Annotated in this window: 18 protein-coding genes; 14 read left to right on the top strand and 4 right to left on the bottom strand. The window is 58.2% G+C overall.

The genetic code is table 11. From position 1 onward, the window contains the following. Positions 1-14: 14 nt before the first annotated feature. Positions 15-1,772: a gamma-glutamyltransferase gene (ggt, locus tag FHW77_RS00720; protein ID WP_044459088.1), complete on the top strand. Its 1,758-nt coding sequence runs from the start codon at positions 15-17 to the stop codon at positions 1,770-1,772. Positions 1,773-1,870: 98 nt separating this feature from the next. Here ggt and FHW77_RS00715 read toward each other — a convergent pair whose 3' ends face one another. Then, entirely contained in the window at positions 1,871-2,452 is a 582-nt protein-coding gene (locus FHW77_RS00715) for a TetR/AcrR family transcriptional regulator (protein WP_022563124.1), read from the bottom strand. A gap of 228 nt (positions 2,453-2,680) precedes the next feature. Between FHW77_RS00715 and FHW77_RS00710 the strand changes: the two genes are divergently transcribed. The 4 genes from FHW77_RS00710 to FHW77_RS00695 all read left to right on the top strand — a co-directional run bounded on the left by FHW77_RS00710 (position 2,681) and on the right by FHW77_RS00695 (position 7,608). After that, positions 2,681-3,670 (top strand): XdhC family protein, encoded by a 990-nt coding sequence (locus tag FHW77_RS00710; protein WP_082055393.1) that lies wholly within the window; start codon positions 2,681-2,683, stop codon positions 3,668-3,670. 118 nt (positions 3,671-3,788) lie between these two features. Then, positions 3,789-4,322, top strand: coding sequence for a 2Fe-2S iron-sulfur cluster-binding protein (locus FHW77_RS00705; protein ID WP_044459087.1), 534 nt, complete (start codon positions 3,789-3,791; stop codon positions 4,320-4,322). Next, on the top strand, positions 4,319-5,308 hold the full coding sequence (locus FHW77_RS00700; protein WP_044459086.1) for an FAD binding domain-containing protein: 990 nt from the start codon (positions 4,319-4,321) through the stop codon (positions 5,306-5,308). The genes FHW77_RS00705 and FHW77_RS00700 overlap by 4 nt, the downstream gene beginning before the upstream one ends. Next, entirely contained in the window at positions 5,305-7,608 is a 2,304-nt protein-coding gene (locus tag FHW77_RS00695; protein ID WP_052808803.1) for a xanthine dehydrogenase family protein molybdopterin-binding subunit, read from the top strand. The genes FHW77_RS00700 and FHW77_RS00695 overlap by 4 nt, the downstream gene beginning before the upstream one ends. 340 nt (positions 7,609-7,948) lie before the next feature. Here the strand turns inward: FHW77_RS00695 and leuA are convergent, their stop codons facing one another. Then, entirely contained in the window at positions 7,949-9,619 is a 1,671-nt protein-coding gene (gene leuA / locus FHW77_RS00690; protein ID WP_044459363.1) for a 2-isopropylmalate synthase, read from the bottom strand. Between the two features lie 308 nt (positions 9,620-9,927). Between leuA and FHW77_RS00685 the strand changes: the two genes are divergently transcribed. Then, positions 9,928-10,671: an AraC family transcriptional regulator gene (locus tag FHW77_RS00685; RefSeq protein ID WP_022563130.1), complete on the top strand. Its 744-nt coding sequence runs from the start codon at positions 9,928-9,930 to the stop codon at positions 10,669-10,671. Between the two features lie 366 nt (positions 10,672-11,037). Further along, a complete protein-coding gene (locus tag FHW77_RS00680) occupies positions 11,038-11,694 on the top strand; it encodes a nucleotidyltransferase family protein (RefSeq protein WP_111814651.1) in 657 nt (218 codons plus the stop codon). Positions 11,695-11,761: 67 nt separating this feature from the next. Here the strand turns inward: FHW77_RS00680 and FHW77_RS00675 are convergent, their stop codons facing one another. After that, positions 11,762-12,688 (bottom strand): LysR family transcriptional regulator, encoded by a 927-nt coding sequence (locus tag FHW77_RS00675; RefSeq protein ID WP_107340254.1) that lies wholly within the window; start codon positions 12,686-12,688, stop codon positions 11,762-11,764. A gap of 158 nt (positions 12,689-12,846) precedes the next feature. Here FHW77_RS00675 and FHW77_RS00670 point away from each other — a divergent pair, with 158 nt between their 5' ends. Next, a complete protein-coding gene (locus tag FHW77_RS00670) occupies positions 12,847-13,839 on the top strand; it encodes an MBL fold metallo-hydrolase (protein ID WP_107340273.1) in 993 nt (330 codons plus the stop codon). 30 nt (positions 13,840-13,869) lie between these two features. Next, a complete protein-coding gene (locus tag FHW77_RS00665; protein WP_022563134.1) occupies positions 13,870-14,952 on the top strand; it encodes an aldo/keto reductase in 1,083 nt (360 codons plus the stop codon). A gap of 148 nt (positions 14,953-15,100) precedes the next feature. On the opposite strand, the gene FHW77_RS00660 is transcribed toward FHW77_RS00665, so the two are convergent. After that, complete coding sequence (locus tag FHW77_RS00660) at positions 15,101-16,975, bottom strand: methyl-accepting chemotaxis protein (protein ID WP_107340253.1); 1,875 nt, start codon at positions 16,973-16,975, stop codon at positions 15,101-15,103. A 673-nt stretch (positions 16,976-17,648) separates the two neighbouring features. On the opposite strand from FHW77_RS00660, the gene aspT reads away from it, so the two are divergent. The 5 genes from aspT to FHW77_RS00635 all read left to right on the top strand — a co-directional run bounded on the left by aspT (position 17,649) and on the right by FHW77_RS00635 (position 25,145). Beyond that, positions 17,649-19,334, top strand: coding sequence for an aspartate-alanine antiporter (gene aspT / locus FHW77_RS00655; RefSeq protein WP_107340251.1), 1,686 nt, complete (start codon positions 17,649-17,651; stop codon positions 19,332-19,334). A gap of 18 nt (positions 19,335-19,352) precedes the next feature. Then, positions 19,353-20,942, top strand: coding sequence for a bifunctional aspartate transaminase/aspartate 4-decarboxylase (locus FHW77_RS00650; RefSeq protein WP_107340250.1), 1,590 nt, complete (start codon positions 19,353-19,355; stop codon positions 20,940-20,942). Positions 20,943-21,360: 418 nt separating this feature from the next. Beyond that, positions 21,361-22,458 carry a DNA polymerase IV gene (dinB, locus tag FHW77_RS00645; protein ID WP_107340249.1) on the top strand — a complete coding sequence of 366 codons (1,098 nt, stop codon included), beginning with the start codon at positions 21,361-21,363 and terminating at the stop codon, positions 22,456-22,458. Positions 22,459-22,816: 358 nt separating this feature from the next. Further along, entirely contained in the window at positions 22,817-23,806 is a 990-nt protein-coding gene (locus tag FHW77_RS00640) for a phosphotransferase enzyme family protein (RefSeq protein ID WP_107340248.1), read from the top strand. Positions 23,807-23,816: 10 nt separating this feature from the next. Continuing rightward, a complete protein-coding gene (locus FHW77_RS00635; RefSeq protein WP_107340247.1) occupies positions 23,817-25,145 on the top strand; it encodes an aspartate aminotransferase family protein in 1,329 nt (442 codons plus the stop codon). The last annotated feature ends 53 nt before the right edge of the window (positions 25,146-25,198 follow it).

Below are 25,198 nucleotides of genomic sequence, written 5' to 3'. Positions count from 1 at the left end.
GGAGGACAAGGCGAATGAAAACGAGATTTCTCGGTGGGACTGTCCTCGCTTTGGTGCTCTCCACCGCAATTGCCTCCGCTCAGCAGGCCTCTGACACTGTCGCGCCCGAAAAAGCGACGGGAGCTGCAACTGCCAGACGTGTCGAGTCAAAGAGCTTCATGGTCGCCGCGGCCAATCCCCTCGCGGCTGAGGCGGGACGCGAGGTGATCGCAGCGGGCGGAAACGCCATAGATGCGATGGTGGCGGTGCAGACCGTGCTGGGCCTTGTCGAACCGCAGAGTTCCGGTCTCGGCGGCGGTGCCTTCCTGGTTTATTACCATGCAAAAAGCGGCAAGTTGACGACGTTGGACGGCCGTGAGACGGCGCCACGGGAAGCTACGCCTAAGCTCTTCCTGGATGATAAAGGTCAGCCGCTTAAATTCCTGGACGCAGTCATTGGCGGCCGTTCCGTTGGCACGCCGGGAACGGTGCGACTTCTGGAGGAAGCCCATAAACGGTATGGAGAAGCGGAATGGGCGAGCCTTCTGAAGCCCGGCGAAAAGCTGGCGACCGAGGGGTTCAAAGTATCACCGCGTCTTGCCTCCCTCATCGCTTCGGAGGGCGACCGGCTGAAGAAATATGCAGAAGCCCGGTCATATTTCTTCGACGCCTCAGGGGCCGCCCTGCAAACCGGTGCCGTGTTGAAGAACCCGGCCTATGCCGAAACGCTTGCCGTGCTTGCCAAAGGCGGCGCCGACGCTTTTTACAAGGGGACAATCGCCGAGGCGATCGTCAAGACCGTGCGCGAAGCCGCCGACAATCCGGGCGTCTTGTCGCTGACCGACCTGTCCAACTATCGTGTGATCGAGCGCGCACCGGTCTGCTTCAATTATCGCGCTCTTGATGTGTGCGGGATGGGACCGCCGTCTTCGGGTGCCGTCGCCATCGGTCAAATACTCGGCCTGTCGGAGAATTTCGACCTGAAGAGCCTGGGGCCGAAGAATGTCGAAAGCTGGCGCATTATCGGCGATGCGCAACGCCTCGCCTTTGCCGACCGCGAGCGTTATGTCGCTGACGCCGATTTCGTTCCCCTGCCGATCAAGGGCCTGCTGGACAAGAGCTACCTAAGCGAAAGGGCAAAGCTGCTCGATGGCGACAAGGCGTTGGCCAAGGATGCCGTCAAGGCCGGCGAGCCTGAATGGGACCACGCGCTCCTTTTGGGCCGGGATGCCGCGCTCGAGTTGCCCTCTACGAGCCATTTTGTCATTGCCGACAAGGACGGCAATGTGGTCTCTATGACGACGACAATCGAAAACGGCTTCGGCTCGCGTCTGATGACGAATGGTTTCCTGCTCAATAACGAGTTGACAGACTTCTCGTTCAAGACTCACGACGGCGGCCTGCCGGTCGCCAACCGCGTTGAGCCCGGTAAACGGCCGCGCTCGTCGATGGCCCCGACTATCGTGATGAAGGATGGAAGACCCCTGCTCGCCATTGGTTCACCCGGCGGCAGCCAGATCATCGGCTATGTGGCACAGGCGCTGATCGCCTACATTGACTGGGGCATGCCCGTTGAGGCGATCGTCGCCCAGCCACATCTCATCAACCGGTTTGGCACATACGATATCGAGGCCGGCACCAGCGCAGAAGATCTGGTGGGATCGCTCAAGGCGCTGGGTTACGAGGTAAAACCGGGTGAAATGAATTCCGGTTTGCATGTCATTGAGATGACCCCCAAGGGGTTGGCCGGCAGCGCCGATCCCCGGCGCGAGGGAGCCGTTGTCGGAGAGTGAATGCGTCACGGCCACGAGCACCAGAACAGCGTGGAGGGTGTCTATCCGCCAAGATTGCAGGCACGAGGCGACAGTTCCCATATGATCTGGATACCTGACTAACGCCGCAGCCCATCCATGACCAGCCGGACGATCCTGTGCGCGCGGTCACGCCAATCCGGCCCTTCCGGTATGGAATAGATGCCGAAGAGCGCGTTCAGGACATCCGCACCTGCGATGTCTCCCTTTACGGCGTCAGCCTTGACGGCATTGTCGAGTAGCTCCTCGAACGCCGTATGCAACAGCTTCGAGCCCTCCGCAAAAAGGGCGGAGTTGGAGGTGAACAGGAGTTTCAGACTGTTGGCCATGCCCCTTTTTGCCGCCATGTAGCTAACAAACCGGTTCATCCATTCTTCAACGGCTTTCGCGGGCTCTTCTTCCCGGATCAGGTCGCGCGCGGCCGTCGCAAGAATTTCCAGCTCGCGCCGATAGACGCCCTCCACCAGATGTTCGCGCGTCGGGAAGTGCCGGTACAGCGTCCCTATGCCAACGCCTGCACGCCTGGCAATATCTTCCAGCGAAGCCGCCGCGCCCTGCTCTGAAAATGCCAGCGCCGCGACTTCAATCAGCTTTTCCCGATTTCGCCGGGCGTCTGCACGCAAAGGGGCCGGTTCAACCGGAGGCGTTTGCTCCTTGGGCACGTGAAAGGCCGCTCCATTAAAAAATAGCTTGACGGACGACTGCAAGCCACTAAGTTAAACGGAGGCGCCTCCGTTTATGGGTGCGCCATTCGCTTCTTTAAATCAGTTATGAGGCGGATGTCATGCTGAAATCAACGATTGGCGCTGATGAGCTCCCGACAACTCCAGAGTTCCTGAGGAACTTAACCTTCTGTCGCTCATTCTGATGTCACAATGCAGGAGGCACTTATGACACGATCGGCCGATAGCATCAGACATAACGATAATCCCGCAGATTGGTTGCGTCGCAGTGCAGATGCCTCAATCTTGGCAACACCGCAGCAAGCTTTTTCCACTGACAGGGCCTACGACGTCCTGAACTTTGCCATCGAGACCATGGAGGCAGGGCTTGAGGTGGCGCTGTGCACCTTGGTGGAAATACGCGGAGGCTCGTCCCGGCCGCTTGGCGCGCATATGGCGGTCGCTGAGGATGGCAGGTACTGCGGATATGTTTCTGGCGGATGCACGGAAGCGGCTATCGCCGCTGAAGCCTTGCAAGCGATGAAGAGCGGCCATGATCGCTTCGTCATGCTGGGCGAAGGCTCGCCGTTCTTCGATATCGTGCTGCCCTGCGGAGGCGGCATTACGGTTGCGATTCATCTTGTCAGGAACGTTGAACCGCTCTGTTCCACCAACATGCAGGTCGATCACCGGCAATGCGCATCGCTTTGTTATGCACCGGGTCTCGAGCAACTTTCGCCCGGCCTCCAGAGCAAGCCGACCGGCTGGGATGGCGATGTCTTTGTCACCCACTATCGGCCAAAAGTACGGACGGTTTTTTCCGGGCGCTCGCTCGAAGTGGAAAACGCCGCCAGCGTCGCGAGAGCTGCAGGATACGACGTTGTTCTCCTTGAGGATTCGCCGGGAACCAACATCGATGCATCGTTGATTGATCCCGACACGGCCGTTGCAGTTCTCCAGCATGACCTGGATCGGGAAATCCCGTTACTTGAGGCCGCTCTGCGCGCATCGCCTTTTTACATAGGCGCACTCGGCAGTTCCCGCACCCATGAGAAACGCGTCGAGCGATTGCGCCAGAGGGGTCATTCGGATGAGTCAATCGCCCGGATCAAGGCCCCGATTGGCGTTTTCGGGCGGGCAAGAGACGCTCAGTCACTGGCGCTGTCGGTCATCGCCGACATCGCAGCGTCGCGACAGCTCAACGTAACAAACAGCTAGAGCAGAAGGCCGTCGCATCAACAAGCCGACGGCTGGTCACAGGCAAACCATTACCGTGAGTTCCATGGGTGCCGCGACAGATCCTCCAGCGCGGGCCTTCAGACGAGGGAGATGTCCAATGCGATTTAACATCAACGGAACGGCAGTGGAGGTCGAGGCAGACATCCGCACTTCGCTGCTTGATCTCATGCGCAACTATCTGGGATTTACCGGCACCAAGAAAGGGTGTGATCAAGGCGCATGCGGCGCATGCACCGTTCTGGTGGATGGCGAGCGCATCAATTCCTGTCTCGCGCTCGCGGTCCAGTATCAGGGCCGTAACATCACGACTGTCGAGGGCCTCGCCGCAAACGGCAACCTTCATCCCCTGCAAAAAGCCTTCATAGAGCATGACGGCTTTCAATGCGGCTATTGCACACCCGGCCAACTCTGTTCCGCCGTCGGCATGGCGGGAGAAATTGAACGAAATATTCCGAGCTTCGTCACCGCCGATCTTTCGAGCGACAGCATCGCCGTCGATGACACCGAGATTCGCGAACGCATGAGCGGCAATCTCTGTCGCTGCGGAGCCTATAACGGCATCGTTGAAGCCATATCTGAAACGCTGGTGCAGCAGACGGCGGTCCCAACCGATGAGAGGGCACGGGCATGAATATCTTCTCCTATCACCAGGCATCTGATGCTGGGTCGGCGATCGCGCTCAAACAGGCCGGGCCGGCAGCGAAATATTTGGGCGGCGGCACCAATCTTGTCGATCTCATGCGCGAGACGCTCGAAAGACCGGAAACGCTGATCGATGTCACGCGGCTATCGAGCAGCATCGAACAGCGCACCGATGGCAGCCTGCTGATCGGAGCGGGGGTGAAGAACACGGCGCTCGCGGCCCATGGCGCGGTACGGATCCAGTTCCCGGTTCTCTCCCGGGCCATCCTGGCAGGAGCAAGCGCGCAGATTCGAAACGTCGCGACTGTCGGAGGCAATATCCTCCAACGCACCCGGTGTCGGTATTTCTATGACAATGCCGCCCATTGCAACAAGCGTGAACCGAGTTCGGGCTGCGACGCGCTGGAAGGTTTCAACCGCTACCACGCAATCCTTGGGGCATCTCAAAGCTGCATCGCGACCCATCCTTCCGACATGTGCGTTGCGCTCGTCGCACTGGATGCAATGGTGCACCTTGAGGGGCCATCCGGCACGCGCAGCCTGCCGCTGCGCGATCTTCACCGTCTGCCGGGCGACACACCCCAGATAGAAACGGCACTTCATCCGGACGAGCTCATCACGGCCGTCGAAATCCCAGCGCTGCCTTTTGCAAAAAGATCCGCTTACCGAAAGGTCAGGGACCGTGCGAGTTACGCCTTCGCTCTCGTTTCCGTCGCCGCGGCGCTTGATGTCGATAGCGCAGGTAACGTGAACGACGTGAGGCTGGCGCTCGGCGGCGTCGCGCACAAGCCGTGGCGCGCTCTCACTGCTGAATCGCATCTTAAAGGTCAGCCGGCAAACGCGAAGACTTTCCGCGCTGCGGCGGAGGCCGAACTCGCGGACGCTGTCGGTCTGCGAGACAATGCTTTCAAGATCGAACTGGCAAAACGCACTATTGTCGCCGTTCTGGAAGAACTGAAGGGAGAAAACGCATGAGCGCTGATACCCACACGCTGCCGGAAGCGGGCAGACAAGGTCGCTGGCAACCTGCCGTTACGAAAGACCCGCTGCTGCGCAAACATGGCGCCCTCGGGCAATCCATATCGCGCATCGAAGGTCCCATGAAGGTTCAGGGCAGGACGCGATTTGCGGCGGAGTTTCCCTATGACAACATCAGCTATGCGGCGCTCGCTTTCAGCACCGTTGCCCGCGGTCGCATCTCCGAGCTGAATGTGAGTGCAGCGGAGGCCGCGCCCGGCGTCATTCTCGTCATGACCTACAGAAACGCACCGAGGATGAAGGCGCCGTCGCTGATGATGTCGTCTCCGACAGCTGCCGGGGCGAGCAATCTTCCCGTCATGCAAAACGACGAAATCCACTGGAACGGTCAGCCGATCGCTCTGGTTCTGGCCGAAACGCAGGAACAGGCGGATTACGCTGCATCGTTGGTCACGGCAAAGTATGAACTGCTGCCGGCGGTCACGTCCTTCGATGAAGCCAAGAAATCGCCCAGGCAGCTCGAAAACCTGCTTGGTCAGCCTCCATTTGTTGAAATCGGCGACGCGGAAGCCGCGCTTGCAGATTCGCAGGTGAAGGTCGATCTCATCTACAGAACACCACGCCACAATCACAATGCCATAGAACTGCATGCAGCAACGATCGTCTGGAACGATGATGAGCTGCGCGTTCATGATGCGAGCCAGCTGCTAGACCTTACCACAGGCCAGCTCGCGGATATATTCGGGCTCGATATCAGCAAGGTCCATGTAACCTCGCCCTATGTCGGCGGTGGCTTCGGTGGGAAATGTTTCTGGGATCATCAGATCCTGGCTTGCGCGGCAGCCAAACTTGCGGGGCGCCCCGTGCGCATCATGCTGTCGCGGGAAGGTGTCTTCAGGATCATCGGCGGTCGCACTGTAACCGAACAGCGCGTGGCCTTGGGTGCCAGGACCGATGGAACACTTAATGCGTTGATCCACACCGGAACCGCGGCGATGACGACGCACAATTCCTGTCCGGAACAATTCACCTTTCCGGCCCGCCATCTCTATGGCGCCAGAACGTTCCGCATTGGTCAGGATGTCGCCGATCTGGACATGCTGGCAAATACTTTCATGCGTGCGCCGGGCGAGTCCGTCGGGACTTTCGCACTTGAATGTGCACTGGATGAACTCGCGGAGAAATTGGAACTGGATCCCATCGAGCTGCGCCGGCGGATCGAGCCGGAAAAGGACCCGACGACCGGCAAGCCGTTCTCGTCGCGCTATCTCATCGAGGCTTACGACAAGGGCGCAGAGCAATTCGGCTGGGATAAAAGGAGCCGGACACCACGTCAAAGACGTGAAGGCGAATGGCTTATCGGCATGGGATGCGCCACCGCGACCTATCCTTACCACCGCTTTCCCGGCGGTGCGGCCCGGATCAAGCTGACTGCAGACGGCCATGTTACCGTGTCGACGGCCGTCCATGACATGGGTATGGGCACCGCCACGGCTCAGGTGCAGCACCTGGCGGCACGACTGGGCCTGCCGCTCGAGCATGTCACGTTCGAGTATGGCGACAGCAGACTGCCGAGAGGCGTGATCGCCGGAGGCTCCACTCAGACCGCCTCCATAGGCGGGGCGATCATTGCCGCAACCGAGGTCTTCATGGAAGAGTTGATCAAGCTTGCCGGGAATGACTCGCCCCTTGCGGGGCTGTCGCTTCCTGAAGTCGAGGCGAGAGATGGTGGGCTATCGCATGTCAACGATAGCAGCCGGTTTGAGAGCTACCAATCGATCCTCCAGAGGGCGGGTCGAGAAGAGCTCGTCTGCGAGGCAGAGGCACCAGCCCCAGCCGAAATGGAAGCTTTTTCAATGCATTCCTATGGTGCGCAGTTCTGCGAGGTGCGCGTCAGCGCACTCACCGGCGAGACGCGCATCTCCCGCTTCCTGGGTTCCTTCGACGCCGGGCAGATCCTCAATCCCAAAATGGCGACCAGCCAGTTCAAAGGCGGCATAATAATGGGCATCGGGCTTGCCCTGACCGAAGAAACCTATTTCGATGAGCGGACTGGACGCATCGTGAACGCCTCCCTGGCGGATTATCATGTGCCGGTGCAGATGGACGTACCGCCTATTGAAATCCTCTACACCAACAAGCCCGACCCGCAGGCGCCGATGGGCGCTCGCGGCATCGGTGAAATCGGTATAACAGGGGTTGGCGCAGCCGTTGCAAATGCAGTCTATAACGCAACGGGTATTCGTGTTCGCGATCTGCCCGTCACCCTGGACAAGCTGATGGCCGGTCTCGACTGACGCGTTCGACAACATCAACGCCCTCAGCATTTCCGCCACGGTCCAAACCGCTCGCCGCCGACACGGAGCGCCAAAATTCGAGGTCCAGCTTGGACCTCGACCCCGCCTGCAAGCGACAGCAATGTCGGTAAACAGTCCACAAAATCTGTCTGTCTGGATGGGCAGTAAGCCCTGCCCATCGGCAAAGAGCGCAGAGACCACCGGCATTACCCTTCGCCTATGGTTTTTGCGGTTTGCATACCGTCGAGTTGGCCGCTCTGGCGGCCTCCCTAGCGCTCCGGGCATGACCTACGACATTCGTTTGTTCCTGGGCGGATCACGCGGCAGTCATAGCGAGAGGTTAGCCGTTGTTGGCTGCGCTGAGGACGGCCTTGACCGAAGCCGTGGCGATGTCATCGTCGATGCCGATCCCGAAAACCGTGACGCCATCACGAGTGCGGCATTCTAGGTAGGCGACCGCTTGGGAATTCGCGCCGCGTTTCAGAGAATGTTCGTGATAGTCGAGGACTTCCAACGTCACCCCACAGCCCTCCTCCAGCGCCGAGACCGCACTGGAGATCAGGCCATTCCCACGACCTGTGATCGCAATCACACGACCTCTGTGACGGATGCGCCCGACAAAAACGCGTTCCTTCCCGGCGCTCCGACGGCTTTCATCCTGATAATCAACCAGTTCAAACGGCTGCGGCCCGGTTAGATGGTAAGCATCTTCGAAGATCGACCAGATCATAGCGGCCGTGATTTCCCTGCCGGTGCTCTCAGCGAACTCCTGCACACGGCGGCTGAGATCGATCTGAAGGGAGCGCGGCAGTTTCAAACCCTTGTCCTGTTCAATCACCCAGGCAATACCTCCTTTGCCGGACTGGCTGTTGACGCGGATGACTGCCTCGTATGTCTCGCCTATGTCGGCCGGATCAACTGGCAGATACGGCATTTCCCAGATACCGTCATTGCGTTTTCTGTGGGCCGTGAACCCTTTCCGGATCGCGTCCTGGTGCGAGCCCGAGAAGGCCGTGTGCACCAGTTCGCCGGCATAGGGATGGCGCGGGTGCACCGGCAGTCCGTTGCAATGCTCGACGGTATTCACGACATCGCGGATCGCGGGAAAATACAGTTTCGGATCGATCCCTTGGGTGTAGAAATTCATTGCCAGCGTCACCAGGTCCACATTGCCGGTCCGCTCGCCATTCCCGAACAGGCATCCCTCAACACGGTCGGCCCCGGCAAGTAACGCCTGCTCGGCCGCCGCCACGGCCGTTCCCCTATCATTGTGGGGATGCACGCTGATAACCACCGCATCACGGCGCGAGATGTTGCGGCCGAACCACTCGATCTGGTCTGCATAAACGTTGGGTGTCGCGACTTCGACCGTTGCCGGCAGGTTGAGGATCGCTGGACGTTCGGAGGTCGGTTGCCAAACGTCCAACACCCGTTCACAAATCTCAAGCGCAAAATCAGGCTCGGTGAAGCAGAAGGTTTCGGGCGAATACTGAAAGGTCCAGTGGGTGTCGGGTCGCTTCAGGCTTTCCTCCAGCATCGCCGTGACGCCGGTGACGGCCAGATCGATGATCTGATGCCGCTCCATCCCGAAGACCACGCGGCGGAACAGCGGAGCCGTTGCGTTATAGAGGTGAACGATCGCCCGGCGCGTGCCCTCGAGTGCTTCGAAGGTGCGGACAATAAGATCTTTACGGGATTGGGTGAGCACCTGAATCGTTACGTCGTCGGGAATCCGATCTTCTTCGATCAGCGCACGGACAAAGTCGAATTCGGTCTGTGACGCCGATGGAAAGGCGATCTCAATTTCCTTGAAGCCTACGGCGAGCAGCATGTCGTAAAAGCGTAGCTTGCGTTCCACATCCATCGGATCGGCAAGCGCTTGATTGCCGTCGCGCAGATCGGTGGACAACCAGCGGGGCGCTTTCGTAAGCCGGTTGGACGGCCACTTGCGGTCCTGCAGCTCGATGGGAGAGACGAAAGGGCGGTATTTGATTTCAGGATTGGTCAACATGGCGTGATCCGTTGCGATGCGTTTTGTGAAGGATTCGACACGGCCATTACGATCGCCGGGAAGCCGTCAGGCCCGACGATCGCCGGTAAGTCGCAACACGTCGCAAACCGTTAAACAGGCAAACGCATGGGCCGCGCGTCCAACGGCCACGCCGAGCGCCGCAGGATACGGCTCTTCGATGCAGTCAATAAGGCGGTTGCGGTCGGTCACCTGGCGAAAACTCTCTGCTGTTAGATGGCCTACCGTAGTGAGCGCGAAGCTGATATTCTAACGCCGGATGATCATCGATCGTCGCAAAAGGATTAGTTTTGAAAAGCGGCATAAACATTACCAACGAGATCGCCGTCATCACCCACGACGAAAACCGCTTTTCGGGGCCGAGGCACAGTCACGAAGAGGCTCAGCTTCTATATGCCGTCAGCGGGGTTGTATCGATCAGGACGGATCGGGGCACCTGGGTCGTTCCGCCAAGCCGGGCGGTCTGGCTACCGCCCAAGCTGGCGCACGAAACGTCGAGCCATGCAGGCGTGCAGTTCCGGTCACTTCTGATTGACACAAGCGAAATAGGGGGGCTTCCCGACGAATGCCTTGTGGTGACGATCACCCCTCTTTTGCGGGAATTGATTCTGAAACTTGCCGAGCTTGCTGAGAAGCCACAAAGTCGGGAGCAAGCGGACGCCGTCGTCAGGCTGCTTCTGATGGAACTTTCCTTTCAGCCAGCGCAGCCGCTCAACCTGCCGATACCGAAGCATTCCGGCTTGGCGCAAATGTGCGAGCAGGTCCGTACCAATTTGGCGGAAAATCTCTCCATCGAAGATGCAGCGACCAGGCTTCACATGAGCAGAGCCACCTTTATGCGGACATTCAGGCGTGAAACCGGCATGAGTTTCGGGCAATGGCGTCAACAGGCCCGGATGCTTGATGCCTTGACGATGCTGGCAGAAGGCAGAAGCGTCCTCGATGTCGCCCTTGAGTGTGGCTACAATAGCCCAAGCGCCTTTTCTGCCGTGTTTCGCCGATCACTCGGGTGCCCGCCCAGCACTTATTTTTAAGCCAGCCCGGATTCTGGTCATCACCTCGTTTAGCGCATCGACTGCGCGTTTGCATGCCAGACGATCAAGCCTCCGCAATTCAGTTGCAGTCAATCCCGCATGGGGCTGAATTCGGCTTGTCGCGCTGATCCGTCCACCCCTGTGCAATCCGCATCGCCACCACCGGTCAACAACTTGAACGCCGTAACGGGGCCGCCAAACCCGCGAGGTTAAACCGACAGACCGAACGGTTGCTGAGCGACGAGATGCACGACTTCCGCTCCCCGCGGAATCCAGCCATTGATCACGTCCATAGGATATTGCAGGTTCCAGCAGCGCCTCGTCACAGAGGCTCATGGAAAGCCCACAAACCATGGGAGGAAAACTGTGTCCAACAGAGACGACAATGAGCCGCCGCCCAAAGAACGCCCCGTCGGCCCCCGTGTTTTCGTTATCCTGCTTGCCGCAGGGCGTTCCAGTCGCATGGGAGAGACAGGTGCATCCAAGTTGCTTGCGGAATTTGACGGCGTTGCTCTCGTACGACGTTCTGCGCAGGTCGTGCTCGGTTCAACTGCCGACAGTGTGGTCGTTGTAACGGGGCACCGCCGGTTTGAAATCGAAGCTGCGCTTGATGGCCTGGGAGTCGAGTGTCTCGAAAACCCGCTATACGGCCGCGGCATGGCGACGTCGATTGCGGCGGGGGTCTCATACTGCCATGCTCGGGGAGCGGATGCAGTTCTGGTCCAGCTTGCCGACATGCCGGGCTTGGCAAGCGGCGATCTCGATCGGCTCATTGCGGCTTTTCGAACGACCGATGGTGAGGCGGTTGTACGTGCGACGGGAAACGGGAAGCCGGGGAACCCCGTAATACTTCCTAAATCGCTGTTTGAGGCCGTCACCCACCTCGAAGGCGATGTTGGGGCTCGTCGGATCATAGAAACATCCGGCCTACCCATCATTTATGTGGAGATCGGAGAAGGTGCGTTGCTCGACGTAGACACGCCCGATGCGATACACGCCGCGGGCGGAACGCTGAAAGGTTAGTCCTAGCGCCATCGTCGGTCAGCGTAGCAAGACCCGTCGTTGTTCATCAGTGCAATGTCAGGGACCCTTACGAAGCCCTGTAGATTGAAGATCTCGCCTTCTCCCATTTATAGTTCTTCATATAGTCGAGGAACGCACGCATGGCCGCGCTCGGAAGGCGGCGGCTGGGATAATACAGGAACCAGTGCGGCAGGGTCGGGCTCCAGTCGGGGAGTAACTCCACCAGTCGACCATCCTGAAGGTAGGGCCTGGCGTAGTCATCAAAGACATGGGCGATACCTCTTCCCGCAAGTGCTGCCTGTAGTTCATTGTGCGCCGAACTGACCGTCAGGCGGCCGGTTGGGGTGACTTCAATTTCCTCGTCGCCCTCGGCAAATCGCCAGGTGACCAGCGTGCCGCCGGGAAAGCGGCGTTTGACACAGTCATGACTGACAAGTTCGTGCGGCGTCTGTGGTTGCCCGCACCTCTCGATGTAATCAGGAGAAGCAACGATTGCATAACGAAGTGCAGGACCAAGCGGCAGAGCGATCATATCCTGCGCCAGTTGCTTGCCGAACCTGACACCGGCATCGAAACCCTGTTCCACGATGTCTATGACGGCCGCGTCGCTGATAATTTCGATCTTCACCTCGCGGTATACCTCCATAAAATCGAAGACCAGTGGGCAGAGGAAGTGATCGACTGCAGGCGCAGGCGCGTTGATCCTGAGGGTCCCCGACGGGCTATCGCGTAATTCATCGACCTCTGCGATGGCGAGCCTGATGTCGCTCAACGCAGGCGCAAGACGCTCGAGAAGACGCTGCCCTGCCTCGGTCGGAGACACGCTCCTCGTTGTTCGATTAAGAAGCCGGATGCCCAGAGCTTCCTCCAGAGCATTCATCGTTTGGCTCAAGGCCGATGAAGAAACCCCCCGTTCAAATGCCGCGGCTCGGAAGCCGCCGCAGCGCACGATGGCGACAAACACGTCGAAGCTGTCTAGCCGAACAGGATCCATTGCTAAGTTTTTCTAATCAAGTTGATAAAGTTAATGCAGGTTATCAGATCAATGACGCCATGTCATGGTTCCCTGAGTTAAGGCCTGCGCTCTGGTGCACCTCTGCCCCATTTGAGGGGCAAACCGAGGCAGTGCGCTCAATGAAAGAGGAAAGAAAGATGAACGCCTTCACTCTGAACAGACGTGCCATCATGCTGTCCGCGGTTGCAGGCGCGTCAAGCATGATCCTCCCAAGCCTGGGCGGCCCGGGCAATGCCCGTGCCCAGACGGCTTCGGCAGCGGCCGGCAATGCCGGTCATTATCGCTTTCGGGTGGGAGAGATCAGCGCAACCGTCTTGAGCGATGGGGTGATTGGTGGTCCGCCACGCATTTACGCCAGTGATACCCCGGAGGCCGAGCTTCAGGATGTGCTGCGACAGGCATTTCTGCCGACCGACCACATGACACTCAATCTCAACACGCTGCTGATCGAAACTGGTGGCCGGCGGATTCTGATCGAAGCCGGCGCTGGCAAGACCATGGGTCCGAACGGTGGCCGCATCTTCGATAACCTCGCGGCAATCGGTCTCGATGCCGCTGACATTGATGTGATCGTCATCTCGCATACCCACCCGGATCATGTCGGCAACCTAAGAACTGCAGACGGTGGCAAGGCCTTCCCTCGTGCCACAGTCTTTGCCCCGAGGGCGGATTGGGACTTCTTTGTCCGCACCGATCCAGACCTATCCTACATGCCTGTCCCGGAGGATTTCCGGACAAGATTTGCGGCAAACGTCAAGAACAGCCTCGAACCCTTCAGGAACGATGTTGAACTATATGAGGCCGGCACCGAGATTGCGCCGGGTCTGGCGACGATCGTCGCGTCTGGCCACACACCCGGCATGGCGACCTTCCTCGTTCATTCCGGAAATGACCAGCTGCTGCTGACGGCAGACCTTGCCTATCACCCTGTCGTCAACGTCGACAGGCCTTGGGTGCCAGGCCCCGACCGCGATAAGGAAACAGCCCTTTCCTCCCGTCGTCGCATATTTGACAGGGCGGCCGCCGAGCGTATGCCGGTTCTTGGCTTTCATTATCCTTTCCCCGGTCTTGGCCGGATGCTGAAGACCGATGGCGGCTATGCCTGGGTCCCCGCCAACTGGCAGTTTTGACGTCAACAACAATCGAGCAGGAAATCTCCCATGGATCAGTCAAAGATCAATCGTCGCGGCTTTCTCGGCACGGTGGGTGCGGCGGCAACCGGACTTGCACTCGCCAGCAGCACTACCGCGCAGGCTCAAGGCACGAACGTGTCGTCGGCCGCATCTGCCTCAAACCCGGAGGTGCTGACCCGGACCTTGCCTCGCACCGGGGAACGGGTCACAGCCCTCGGTCTCGGCACCTTTCTGACATTTGATCTAAAGCCCGGGGATCGCCGCGATGCCCTGCGACAGGTCTTTGAGCGATACGTCGCTGCAGGCGGTCGCGTGGTCGACACATCGCCTCTCTACGGCTCGGCGGAGGTCAGCGTCGGTCAGTTCATGGGCGAATTTGAGGGATCGGATGAGATGTTCCTCGCCAACAAGGTCTGGTCGACAGGAGAATATCTCGGAGACGAAAGCCATGCCGTTGAAAGCTTTCGGCAATCACGCATGCGGACATGGCGTGACACGATCAACCTGATGCAATGCCACAGCATCACCAATGCGCCGGTCGTTATTCCGCTGATGAAGGCATGGAAGAAGGAAGGTCTTATACGGCATGTCGGCGTGACCCATCACGAGTCGGCGGCACAGGACCAGCTGCTGGCGATTGTTCAACGCGACGATGTCGATTTCATTCAGACGAACTACTCGATCTTCAATCGCGATGCGGAGCGACGCCTCCTTCCAGCCGCCGCCGACAAGGGCGTTGGCGTCCTCATTAATCTACCGCTGGAAAAGGCACGTTTGATGAAGGTCGTCGAGGGGCGACCGCTTCCCGGATTCGCAACCGAGTTTGGAGCGACCAGCTGGGCGCAGTTCTTTCTGAAATGGGTCATGGCACACCCCGCCGTTACGAGCGTGCTCTGCGGTACGTCAAACCCTGACCATATGAGTGACAATGTCCAGGCGATGACAGGCCCGCTTCCGGACGAGCGCATGCGTGCCCGGATGGTCGCGCATATGGAAACAATTTCCGGGTTCGGCTCCATCGGCACGATGCCATGGTACCCGGGCAAGGAGAATATGTATTCCGGCCTCATCCGCGAGGCGCAGGCCAATGCGGCGCAGCGCCTGCGGTAAAATACGCGGCCAGCTCGCCTTAGAGTATTTCGCCTCACCCTGTATTCTCGAGATAGTTTTTGGCATTCGGCGGGCCGGATGGTTTCGACCAGCCTGCCGATATATCGCTTGCGCTTGAGTTAGGATGCCCCAAAAGACCGTAAAAGAGTCACCTAACGGCTGCCACGACGGGCACAACGCGAGCTGCTGGCTCTGCCATGGCGCGGGCGGTTTGTCGAAGCGCTGCAGAGGTAACGGAGCCGGCCGCCTCCAGGTGGAACTGCGAGACGAGCTCCCGCAGCTTTCTCGCCTCGGTCGCGAGCGCAGCGGATGCCGCCGTTGACTGCTCGACCATCGCCGCGTTCTGCTGCGTCGTCTGGTCCATCGTATTGACCGCCCCATTGACTTCGGAAAGACCGGTCGACTGTTCCCGGGCCGCCGTCGCGATGGCTTCCATATGCCGGTTGATGCCGGAGATGCGCTCACCGATTTCCTTGAGTGCCACACCAGTTTCGCGCACAAGCTTCACGCCGCCGTCGACCTCGGCGGTGGAGGTATTGATCAATGTCTTGATCTCCTTTGCCGCCGTCGCGGAACGTTGCGCCAGCTCGCGCACCTCCTGTGCAACGACCGCAAAACCCTTGCCGGCGTCGCCGGCCCGGGCAGCTTCCACGCCGGCATTGAGCGCAAGGAGATTCGTCTGGAAGGCGATCTCATCGATCACGCCGATAATATTGGAAATCTGCTGCGCGGAATTCTCGATGCGCTGCATGGCTTCCTCAGCCTGGCTGACCACAGCAGCCGAGCGGGAGGCGCTCTGATCGGCCTCCGTCGCCGCTCCGCGTGCCTCCTCTGTCCGTCTGCTGGCATTGGTCACATTGGCGGTGATCTCATCTAGGGCAGCAGCAGTTTCCTCCAGCGAGGCAGCCTGCTGCTCCGTTCGACGCGAGAGGTCGTTGGCACCGGATGCGATCTCCCGCGTGCCGTTGTCGATGACCGTAATGCTCTCGGAAATCGCGCTCAGCGTCCTACCCAGTTGCTTCAGTGACGTGTTGAAGTCATGCCTGAGGGCTTCGAAATCCGGAGCGAAAGGCTCATCGAGCTGGAAGGAAAGGTCACCGGAGGACAGTCTTTTGAGACCATTGGCAAGACCGGATACCGCCACCTGCAGCCGTTCTGCGGCATCGGCCTCAGCCTGCTGCTGCGCCTCGAGCCTGTCAGCTTCGGCTTGCCCGCGTGCACGCTCCGCATCCTCCTCCAGCTGCCTGTTGACGATTGCCGCCTTGCGGAAGACCTCGACAGCCGCCGCCATCGTCCCGATCTCGTCTTTCCGTCCGGTACCCGCGCAGGTGATGTTGGTCTCACCCTCAGCCAGCCTTGTCATGTCGGCAGAGAGCGCGAGGATGGGTTTGCTCACGGTGCGGCGGAACAGGACAAAGAGCAAGATCGAAAACAATCCTGCCAGACCGAGAAGAGCTTGCAGCACATCCTGCATGGCAGCGGCTGTCTGGGCGCTTTCGGCGGAGATAGATTCCGACACTTGCTCTATCTGGTCGCCCGTCTCCGCCATAGCGGTTTCCAAGGCTGAGAACTGCTTCATAAAATCGGGCAATGCCGCCAGGGCGACGATCGGATCCTTTTCTGCCGTACCGACGATCTTGTTCGCACTATCAATGTAGGCGAGCAAGGGTTTCTCGACCCCGGCGAGTACCGTCTGGGTGGCCGCATCCGTTGCAAGCGCTTTGTTGGCGGCAATCATTTTGAGAAATGACTCAACGTGTTCTGAAAGATCGGCCTTGACGCTGTCGAATGCGACGCCGGCCGCTGGATTGGAAGCAAGGAGAGACGCAAACACATCTGCGCGCAGGGCGTCATGCATCATGTCCGCCTGCATATGGTTGCGAAGGATCTGAGCCGATCGGGTTACGTTTTCAGAGTTGTGCGTCAGCGTCGATGCCGACCATATCCCCACCCCGGCGGTGCCCCCGGCTATTGCAAATATTGCCACGCCCGCAAAGATGATCTTCTGCTGAATGGATGCCATGACACTGTTCCCAAGGTTCGGCCTTGGAAAATAATACGCCGTTATTCTTAATTATCTGTCACAACAATTATCTACGGTGTCTCCGAGCAATCTGATGCCTCGGATGGAACAATAACATTTGCGCTGTCCGATCTTTAATTAGAGCTGTCGGCGCAAATATTCTATGGACTACGCGTGATACAAACCTTCACTCAAAATTCTACCGGCAATGTGAAAGCCGGCCGCCTTTAAACTTCGATCGTGGAAAAGAAGAGCCCTTTCAAAGCCGCGATTTTGGCCACTGGGCCAGTTGCGTGGTTCCGACGGGGTGCCGACTTGTCTCGGCTTACTTTTAAGGGCCTTGGTTGCTTCGTTCCGCATCTCGAAATGAACCGCCGCTCCAAGAGGCTCACGCCATTTCAGGTCAGTCTCTTCGCTCGCGATCAGTCGATGATGTTGTTTAGTCGCTTCGCGACCATGGAACTTTTGGTTGCTAAAATACTTACTGATACGTTTTCCTGTGTCTCGATCGCTGCATTTGGTAGCACAGACCGCTCAGCCGTCATGTTTTGGTAACCACGATCTTCCTGAAGGGGATTTTTGCAGGGCATTCCCTAGACAATTTGCTCGTCATGCGCGTAGCTCTAGCCCGGCCGGTTTGTACGCTTGATTACACATCTTGAGAGGATGTCGAATGTCGTTCGTTGCCGAAATTTTCCGCCAGTCCCCTGAAATCGCGCTCTTTTTATCTCTGGCTTTTGGCTATTGGATCGGAAAGGTCCAGTTCGGCAGGTTTCAGCTCGGAGGCGTCGCGGGCTCCCTTCTTGTAGCGGTCGTGATAAGCCAGGTGGGAGTTCAAATCGACAATGGGATCAAATCCGTTCTCTTTGCCCTCTTCATATACGCGGTCGGTTTTGAAAGCGGGCCGCAGTTTTTCCGCTCCTTGGGAAAACAATCTATACGAGAGATCGTCTTGGCTGCGGTTCTTGCGATCAGCGGTCTTGCCACCGTGGTCGTGCTCGCAAAGTTGACAGGCCTTGATAAGGGCATCGCCGCGGGGATTGCCGCCGGGGGACTGACACAATCCGCCATTATCGGAACGGCGAGCTCCGCTATTGAAAAACTTGGCCTTGCCGCCGATGAGACGCAGAGGCTCCAGGCGAACGTCGCGATCGGTTACGCGGTCACCTACATATTTGGTTCTTTTGGAGCGATCATCGTCTGCGTGAATATTCTTCCCTGGTTCATGAAACGGGGGATACGGGATGACGCCGTGAAAGCGGAAGCAGAGATGCTCAAGGGCGCCCGAGTATATGGCGTCGGTGAAGCACCTGCCCTTCCGGACCTCGTCGGACGGATATTCAGGGTCGAGGGTGCGGCTGGGAAAAGCATTGCCGAATTGGAAGCACTGTCGACAAAAGGGCCCATCACGATCGAACGCGTGAAACGCGGCAGCGCTCTGGTTGGCGTTGAACCCGAGCTTCGTCTGCAGAACGGTGATCTTGTGCTGATAGTCGGACGTCGTGCGGGCGTCGTCGGTCTTGAAAACCTGATCGGCAGGGAGGTGGCCGCGGCGGAAGGCCTGGAACTCGTGGTCACAACGCGCGACATCGTCGTAAAAGACAGGGACTTCGCCGACCAAACCGTCGCCCGGATATTGGAGCGAAGCAAAGACCTGCGCCATGGGATCTACGTGATCCAGGTAACTCGGGCCGGTGTAAAACTGGAATTGACCAACGATACCGTTATACGTGCCGGCGACATAGTGACCGTGCACGGAGTACAGGAGGATTTACAGCGCCTCTCGAACAGAGTTGGCAGCGTCATAACTCCCAGTGACAAGACAGACTTCGTATACCACGGGTTTGGTGTGGCCATCGGCCTGCTGGTTGGTCTTCTCGTGTTGAGGATCGGTTCGGTCCCACTGACGCTTGGCGCGGGCGGCGGGGCTTTGCTCGCCGGTCTCGTATTTGGCTGGTATCGCAGCCGCAATATGACGCTTGGCAACATGCCAACACCCGCATCAACTCTCCTGAGAGATCTCGGTTTGGCAGGGTTCGTGGCCGTGGTCGGGCTACAGTCAGGTCAACAAGCGGTACATACCGTCGCGGAAAGTGGTCTTTCGATATTTGCAATAGGCGTCGTCGTCACGGTGCTCCCGCTGTTGATAACAATGCTCGTCGGTCGTTACCTTCTAAAGTACGACAACGTCGCGGTTTTCGCTGGTGCTCTGAGTGGATCTCGAAGCGCCAATCCCGCCTTCGGAGAAATCCTCGATAAAGCCGGAAACTCCATTCCCACGACCCCTTTTGCCATAACGTATGCACTTGCCAACGTTTTCCTGACGTTGCTGGGCCCACTCGTGGTGGCACTCGTTTAACAGACAGGAGAGAGAAGTATGAACGATTACAGTCAGTTCGCAAAACTCAGCCCCTTCGAACTCAAAGACGAGCTCATCAAACTGGCGTCCACGAAAAAAGAAAAACAAATGCTGAACGCGGGACGCGGCAACCCGAATTTTCTGGCAACCCTGCCCCGGCGAGGCTTTTTCAGGCTCGGCCTATTCGCTGTTGCGGAATCAGAGCTCTCATACTCCTACATGGAGCAGCACCTAGGTGGCTTACCGCGCATAGAAGGCATCGAAGCGCGATTCGAACGCTTCGTCTCAGACAATCGAGACCAGGAAGGCGTCGTGTTTCTTGGTCGCGCCATAAGTTACGTGCGTGACCAGCTCGGACTTTCCGCTTCCGATTTCCTCCACGAGATGGTGGAAGGCATATTGGGCTGCAACTATCCTGTTCCGCCGCGCATGCTGCGTGTCAGTGAACAGATTGTCCGTCAGTATTTAGCGAAAGAGATGATCGGCGGACAAATATCGCCCCAGGACATAGACGTTTTTGCCACTGAGGGCGGAACGGCAGCAATGACGTATGTTTTTGACACGCTGCAGAAAAACCGTCTGATCAAAAAATCGGACAAGGTGGCTATCGGTATGCCTGTGTTCACGCCGTATATCGAGATTCCACAACTGGACGCATACGGGCTTGAAGAGGTTTCGATCAGTGCGGACCCAGAGGCTGGCTGGCAGTATCCGGACTCCGAACTCGAAAAGCTTAAAGACCCCTCGATCAAGATCTTTTTCTGCATCAACCCAAGCAACCCTCCATCGGTAAAGCTCGATCAACGGAGCCTGGAAAAGATCGCCGACATCGTCGACAATCATCGGCCAGACTTGATGATACTAACCGACGACGTCTACGGGACTTTCGCGGACGACTTCAAATCGCTGTTCTCCGTCTGCCCAAAAAACACGATCCTGGTCTACTCTTACTCGAAATACTTCGGAGCTACGGGTTGGCGGCTGGGAACCATCGCATTAAGACGGGACAACGTGATCGATCACGCGATCAGGAACTTGCCGGAGGAAGACAAAGCGTCGCTCGACAGGCGGTATTCATCGATTGTCACAGACGTTTCCGCATTAAGGTTTATCGACCGCTTGGTTGCTGACAGCCGTACCGTGGCGCTCAATCACACCGCAGGGCTCTCAACGCCTCAGCAGGTCCAAACGGTGCTGTTTTCGTTATTCGCGCTTATGGACGAAAACGACAACTATAAGAAAACACTGAAGCGACTTATCCGGCGTAGACAGGCAGCCCTCTACGCTGAGCTCGGCCTGGACACTCCCGACGACGAAAATTCGGTCGATTATTATACCTTGCTGGATCTTGAGAAGATTTCCCGCCGGCTTTTTGGCGACGAGTTTGCAGCATGGGTCAGACACGAATTTTCGCCGAACGAGTTGCTGTTCAGAATTGCCGATGAGACCGGAATCGTTTTGCTGCCGGGACGCGGCTTTGGAACCCAGCACCCTTCTGGTCGGGCGTCGCTTGCCAATCTCAACGAGTACGAGTACGCGGCGATTGGCCGATCGCTCCGTAAGATGGCTGACGAGTACTACGCGAAATTCCAGCAAACGCATCGATAACGCGCTTCCTGCCATCGTCCAGATGGCGGGACGCCTCTGTCGCCGATCACCCTGATGATCAAGAGAGTGTAAGAGTGCTCTCGCGGATCCTCATGGTGGACAACGGCTATGTCGTGCCAATCGTGATCATGAACAGGTTCATCGGCACGCCGCCAAACTGAATCTTAACCTCACAGCATGGACACGCCATAAGGAGAGTGAATTGCACGGCACACGATCCTCGCAAATTTGTCCGCGCCTCCTGGGATGCCGCCCTGACCGATTTCGGCAATGTATGGGTTCTGAAACCCGTCGTAAGCAGACGACGTCGCTTCCGTTCCGGCAACACCATTATGAGCCGAACTGCGAATGGTGACTTGGATGTCACGTCGCAAGCTGTTATGTTCTTGTTTCGTTTCTCCCAGCCAACTTGGTTGCAATGGACCTCACCACCGCCTCAGCCGTCAGAAAAATCATCCATGTCGACATGGATGCCTTCTACGCTTCGGTTGAGCAGCGCGACAATCCTGAACTGCGTGGCAAACCCCTCGCTGTTGGCGGAGCGGCTGCCCGTGGCGTCGTTGCAGCAGCAAGTTACGAGGCACGGGAATTTGGGGTGCGCTCGGCAATGCCGTCGGTCACGGCGGCTCGAAAATGCCCGGATTTGATCTTCGTGAAACCACGATTTGAAGTCTACCGCGCCGTCTCACAGCAGATACGCGAGATTTTTGCGGAATATACGCCGCTCATTGAACCTCTGTCGCTCGACGAGGCCTATCTCGACGTCACCGAAAATCTCAAGGATATGCCAATTGCCACTGAAATCGCTCTGGAAATCCGCGCCCGGATTAAGGCGGTGACCGGGCTGAATGCTTCGGCCGGCATCTCCTATAACAAGTTCCTGGCCAAAATGGCGTCCGATCTGAACAAGCCGAATGGTCAGGCGGTGATTACGCCGAAGAACGGTCCGGCCTTTGTCGAACAGCTCGCAGTCAAGAAATTCCATGGCGTCGGCCCGGCTACGGCGGAAAAGATGCACCGGCTTGGTATTGAGACCGGAGCGGATCTGAAAGCAAAATCCTTACCGTTTCTGGTCGAGCATTTTGGGAAGTCCGGTCCGTACTTCTATGGCATTGCCCGGGGCATCGATGAGCGGCAGGTCAGACCGGACCGCGTGCGTAAGTCGGTCGGCGCGGAAGATACATTTACCGCGGACATCGATGACCTCGAGCTCGCAACCAGGGAACTCCGGCCACTTGCGGAAAAGGTTTGGTCCTATTGCGAGGCAAAGGGTTTCAGCGGCAAGACGGTGACCGTGAAAATCAAATATTCCGACTTCACCCAGGCGACGCGGAGCAGGACAACTGCCATCCCCTATTCGAACGCCGAAGACATTCTAGACGCGGCCAATACCCTGCTGGCCGGTGTCTATCCATTCAAACGGCCGGTCCGGCTCCTTGGGGTAACGTTATCGTCGCTCACCAATGACAAAGATGCTGAAGACCAGGACCAATCGCAGCTGGGCCTGGGTTTTTGATCAGAAGAATGTGCTTCGGGGCCTGAGTTGATTTAGGCGACGGGCGCGTCAGCTGGGTCGGCTTGATCGCGTCGCTGCCTCCGCAGGCAAAGCGAGGAAAGAACAGTATCCCAGAGTCCTCGGAGCGGCGACCCTGATCGATCGCCCCCGGAGCGCCGAGGCGGCCGCTGATGGCGACCGGACGCCGGGCGGTCGTCACCACCCCACTGATGTTCATCAGCCTTCCGGTGATGTCGCGAACGTCGCGACGAGCAGCCGCTTTGAAGATCCAAAAACATCGATGGGTTCGGATTAAATGTTGCAATTCCAACATTAATATTGTTGGATTTGCCAATCATGATCAAAACGGGCGCGATAAATGTTGTATCATACAGATTTTCTTTCCAGGTTGGGACAAGGCCTCAAAGACCTCTCGCCAGTATGGGGCGTCTCGCCGGATGCAACCCTGACGCTCCTGACGATTTCCGAGAACGCGACCTTCCGTATCGCTGACGAGACCACTGGAAGCGATCTGATCGTGCGTGTGCATCGCCCTGACTATCATACCCAAGCGGAGATACTGTCCGAGCTCGCATGGATTGATGCGCTACGGCAAGATGGGGTGGTTGTTACGCCGCGGCCAGTCACGGCAAACGACGGCAGCCTCCTCCAAGTCTTCTCGGACGGCGAAACCATGCGCCATGCCGTCGCTTTCGAATATATGGCGGGCAAGGAGCCAGATGCTGAGTCAGACCTCGTCCACTGGTACAGGACACTCGGTGAAATCAATGCGAAACTGCACGCCCACAGCCGCGGATGGACGCGACCGGAGAACTTCGTCCGCAAGACATGGAGCTTCAACCGGATTCTGGGGGACGGTGCCTATTGGGGTGACTGGCGTGACGCCCTCGGACTGACGCTCGGCGGCAAGTCCGTTTTAGAGAGAACGCACAAGCTGCTCGAAGCCCAGACCTCCGCCTACGGCTATGGTGAGGACCGCTTCGGCCTCGTTCATTGCGACATGCGCGCCGCCAACCTTCTGGTCGATAATGGCAGACTGGGAGTGATCGATTTCGATGATTGCGGTCTGTCCTGGTACGCCTACGATTTTGCAGCCTCGATCAGCTTCATGGAACATGAGCCTTTCATCCCCGATCTCAAAGCCGCCTGGCTCGAAGGTTATCGGCGCGTCACCGCTCTTGATGAGCAACATGAGGCGGCCCTGCCGATGTTCATCATGCTTCGCCGCATGCAGCTCACCGCGTGGATCGCTTCCCATGCTGAAACGCCGACGGCCCAATCCATGGGCACAGGCTATACCGATGGTACCGTGGCGCTCGCGGAGCGCTATCTGGCCGAACACCGTTGAGGAGAGCCCGATGAGCGTCGCCACCAAGGAAATTCTAGATCTCAACCGTTTCGATGCAAGCCGTGCCGAGGGCTTCCCGGCTGAACTTGCGCAGCGCGTCGCCAAGCGCCAGGCAACGTTTGGAGCGTCATCCGTGCTCTTTTACGAGCAGCCGATCGAGATGGTGCGTGCACAGGGCGCCTACCTGTATGACGCCGGCGGACGCAGATATCTCGACGTCTACAACAATGTACCGTCGGTCGGCCACTGCCATCCACGGGTGGTCGAGGCCGTTGCGCGCCAGATTGGCGAACTCAACATCCACACGCGCTACCTCAGCCGCGTCGTCGAGTCCTATAGCGAAGAGCTCCTGTCAAAATTCCCGGCGGCGCTCAGCAATGTGGTTCTGACCTGCACCGGCAGCGAAAGCAATGACCTCGCCATGCGCATCGCCCGCATCGGAACTGGCGCCGAAGGTTTCGTCGTCACCGAAGCAGCCTATCACGGAAATACTGCGCTGGTGACCGAGATTTCCCCCTCGTCCCTACGCAAGCGCAAGCCCGCACCCTTTGTGGCGGTCATTCCGGCGCCGGCGCCCCGTGACGGCATGAGCGTTGCTGCAAGCTTTGCCGCATCTGTGGAACAGGCGATTAACGAACTCAAATCGCGCGGCATCAAGTTCGCCGCCTTGATCGTTGATACGATCTTCTCCAGCGACGGTATCTACGCCGATCCTGCCGGCTTTCTCAGGGAGGCGACAGATGTGGTGCACCGTGCTGGCGGCCTGTTGATCGCCGATGAGGTCCAGCCGGGTTTTGGGCGGACGGGAGGCAGTCTTTGGGGCTTCGAGCGCCACGGCGTGACGCCCGATATCGTGACGATGGGCAAGCCAATGGGAAACGGTTTCCCGATGGGTGGCGTCGTAACGCGACCTGACTTACTCCAGCGATTTTGCGAGGAAACCGGATACTTCAATACTTTCGGCGGCAATCCCGTGGCGGCCGCCGCTGGCCATGCCGTGCTCAGGGTGATCGAGGAAGAAAATCTGATCGAACGTTCGGCCGCTGTCGGTGGTCATTTCCAGCAATCGCTCCAGGCTTTACAAACCCGACATCCGGTCATCGGCGGCGTGCGGGGGGCCGGCCTCTTTATCGGCCTCGATTTTGTCGACCCCGCCACGGGGGAGCCGGACACGGCGTTCGCAACGACAGTGATCAATAAATTGAAACAAAACGGTATCCTGATCGGGGCAGCAGGCAAGTATGGCGCAACGCTGAAGATCCGCCCGCCACTGTGTTTTTCGAATGAGGATGCCGATCTTTTTTCGGGTACGCTGGACAGTATCCTGAACGCGCGTTGAGCCGCCTGAAATCTTTCAGGTACACCGGGCGACGATGTCGCCCGGACTTCTTC

The sequence above is a fragment of the Agrobacterium sp. RC10-4-1 genome (genome assembly GCF_014138475.1).
Classification (GTDB): Bacteria; Pseudomonadota; Alphaproteobacteria; order Rhizobiales; family Rhizobiaceae; genus Agrobacterium; species Agrobacterium pusense.
Note: the sequence above shows the minus strand (reverse complement) of the source record. Positions and strands in the feature narration are given on the sequence as shown.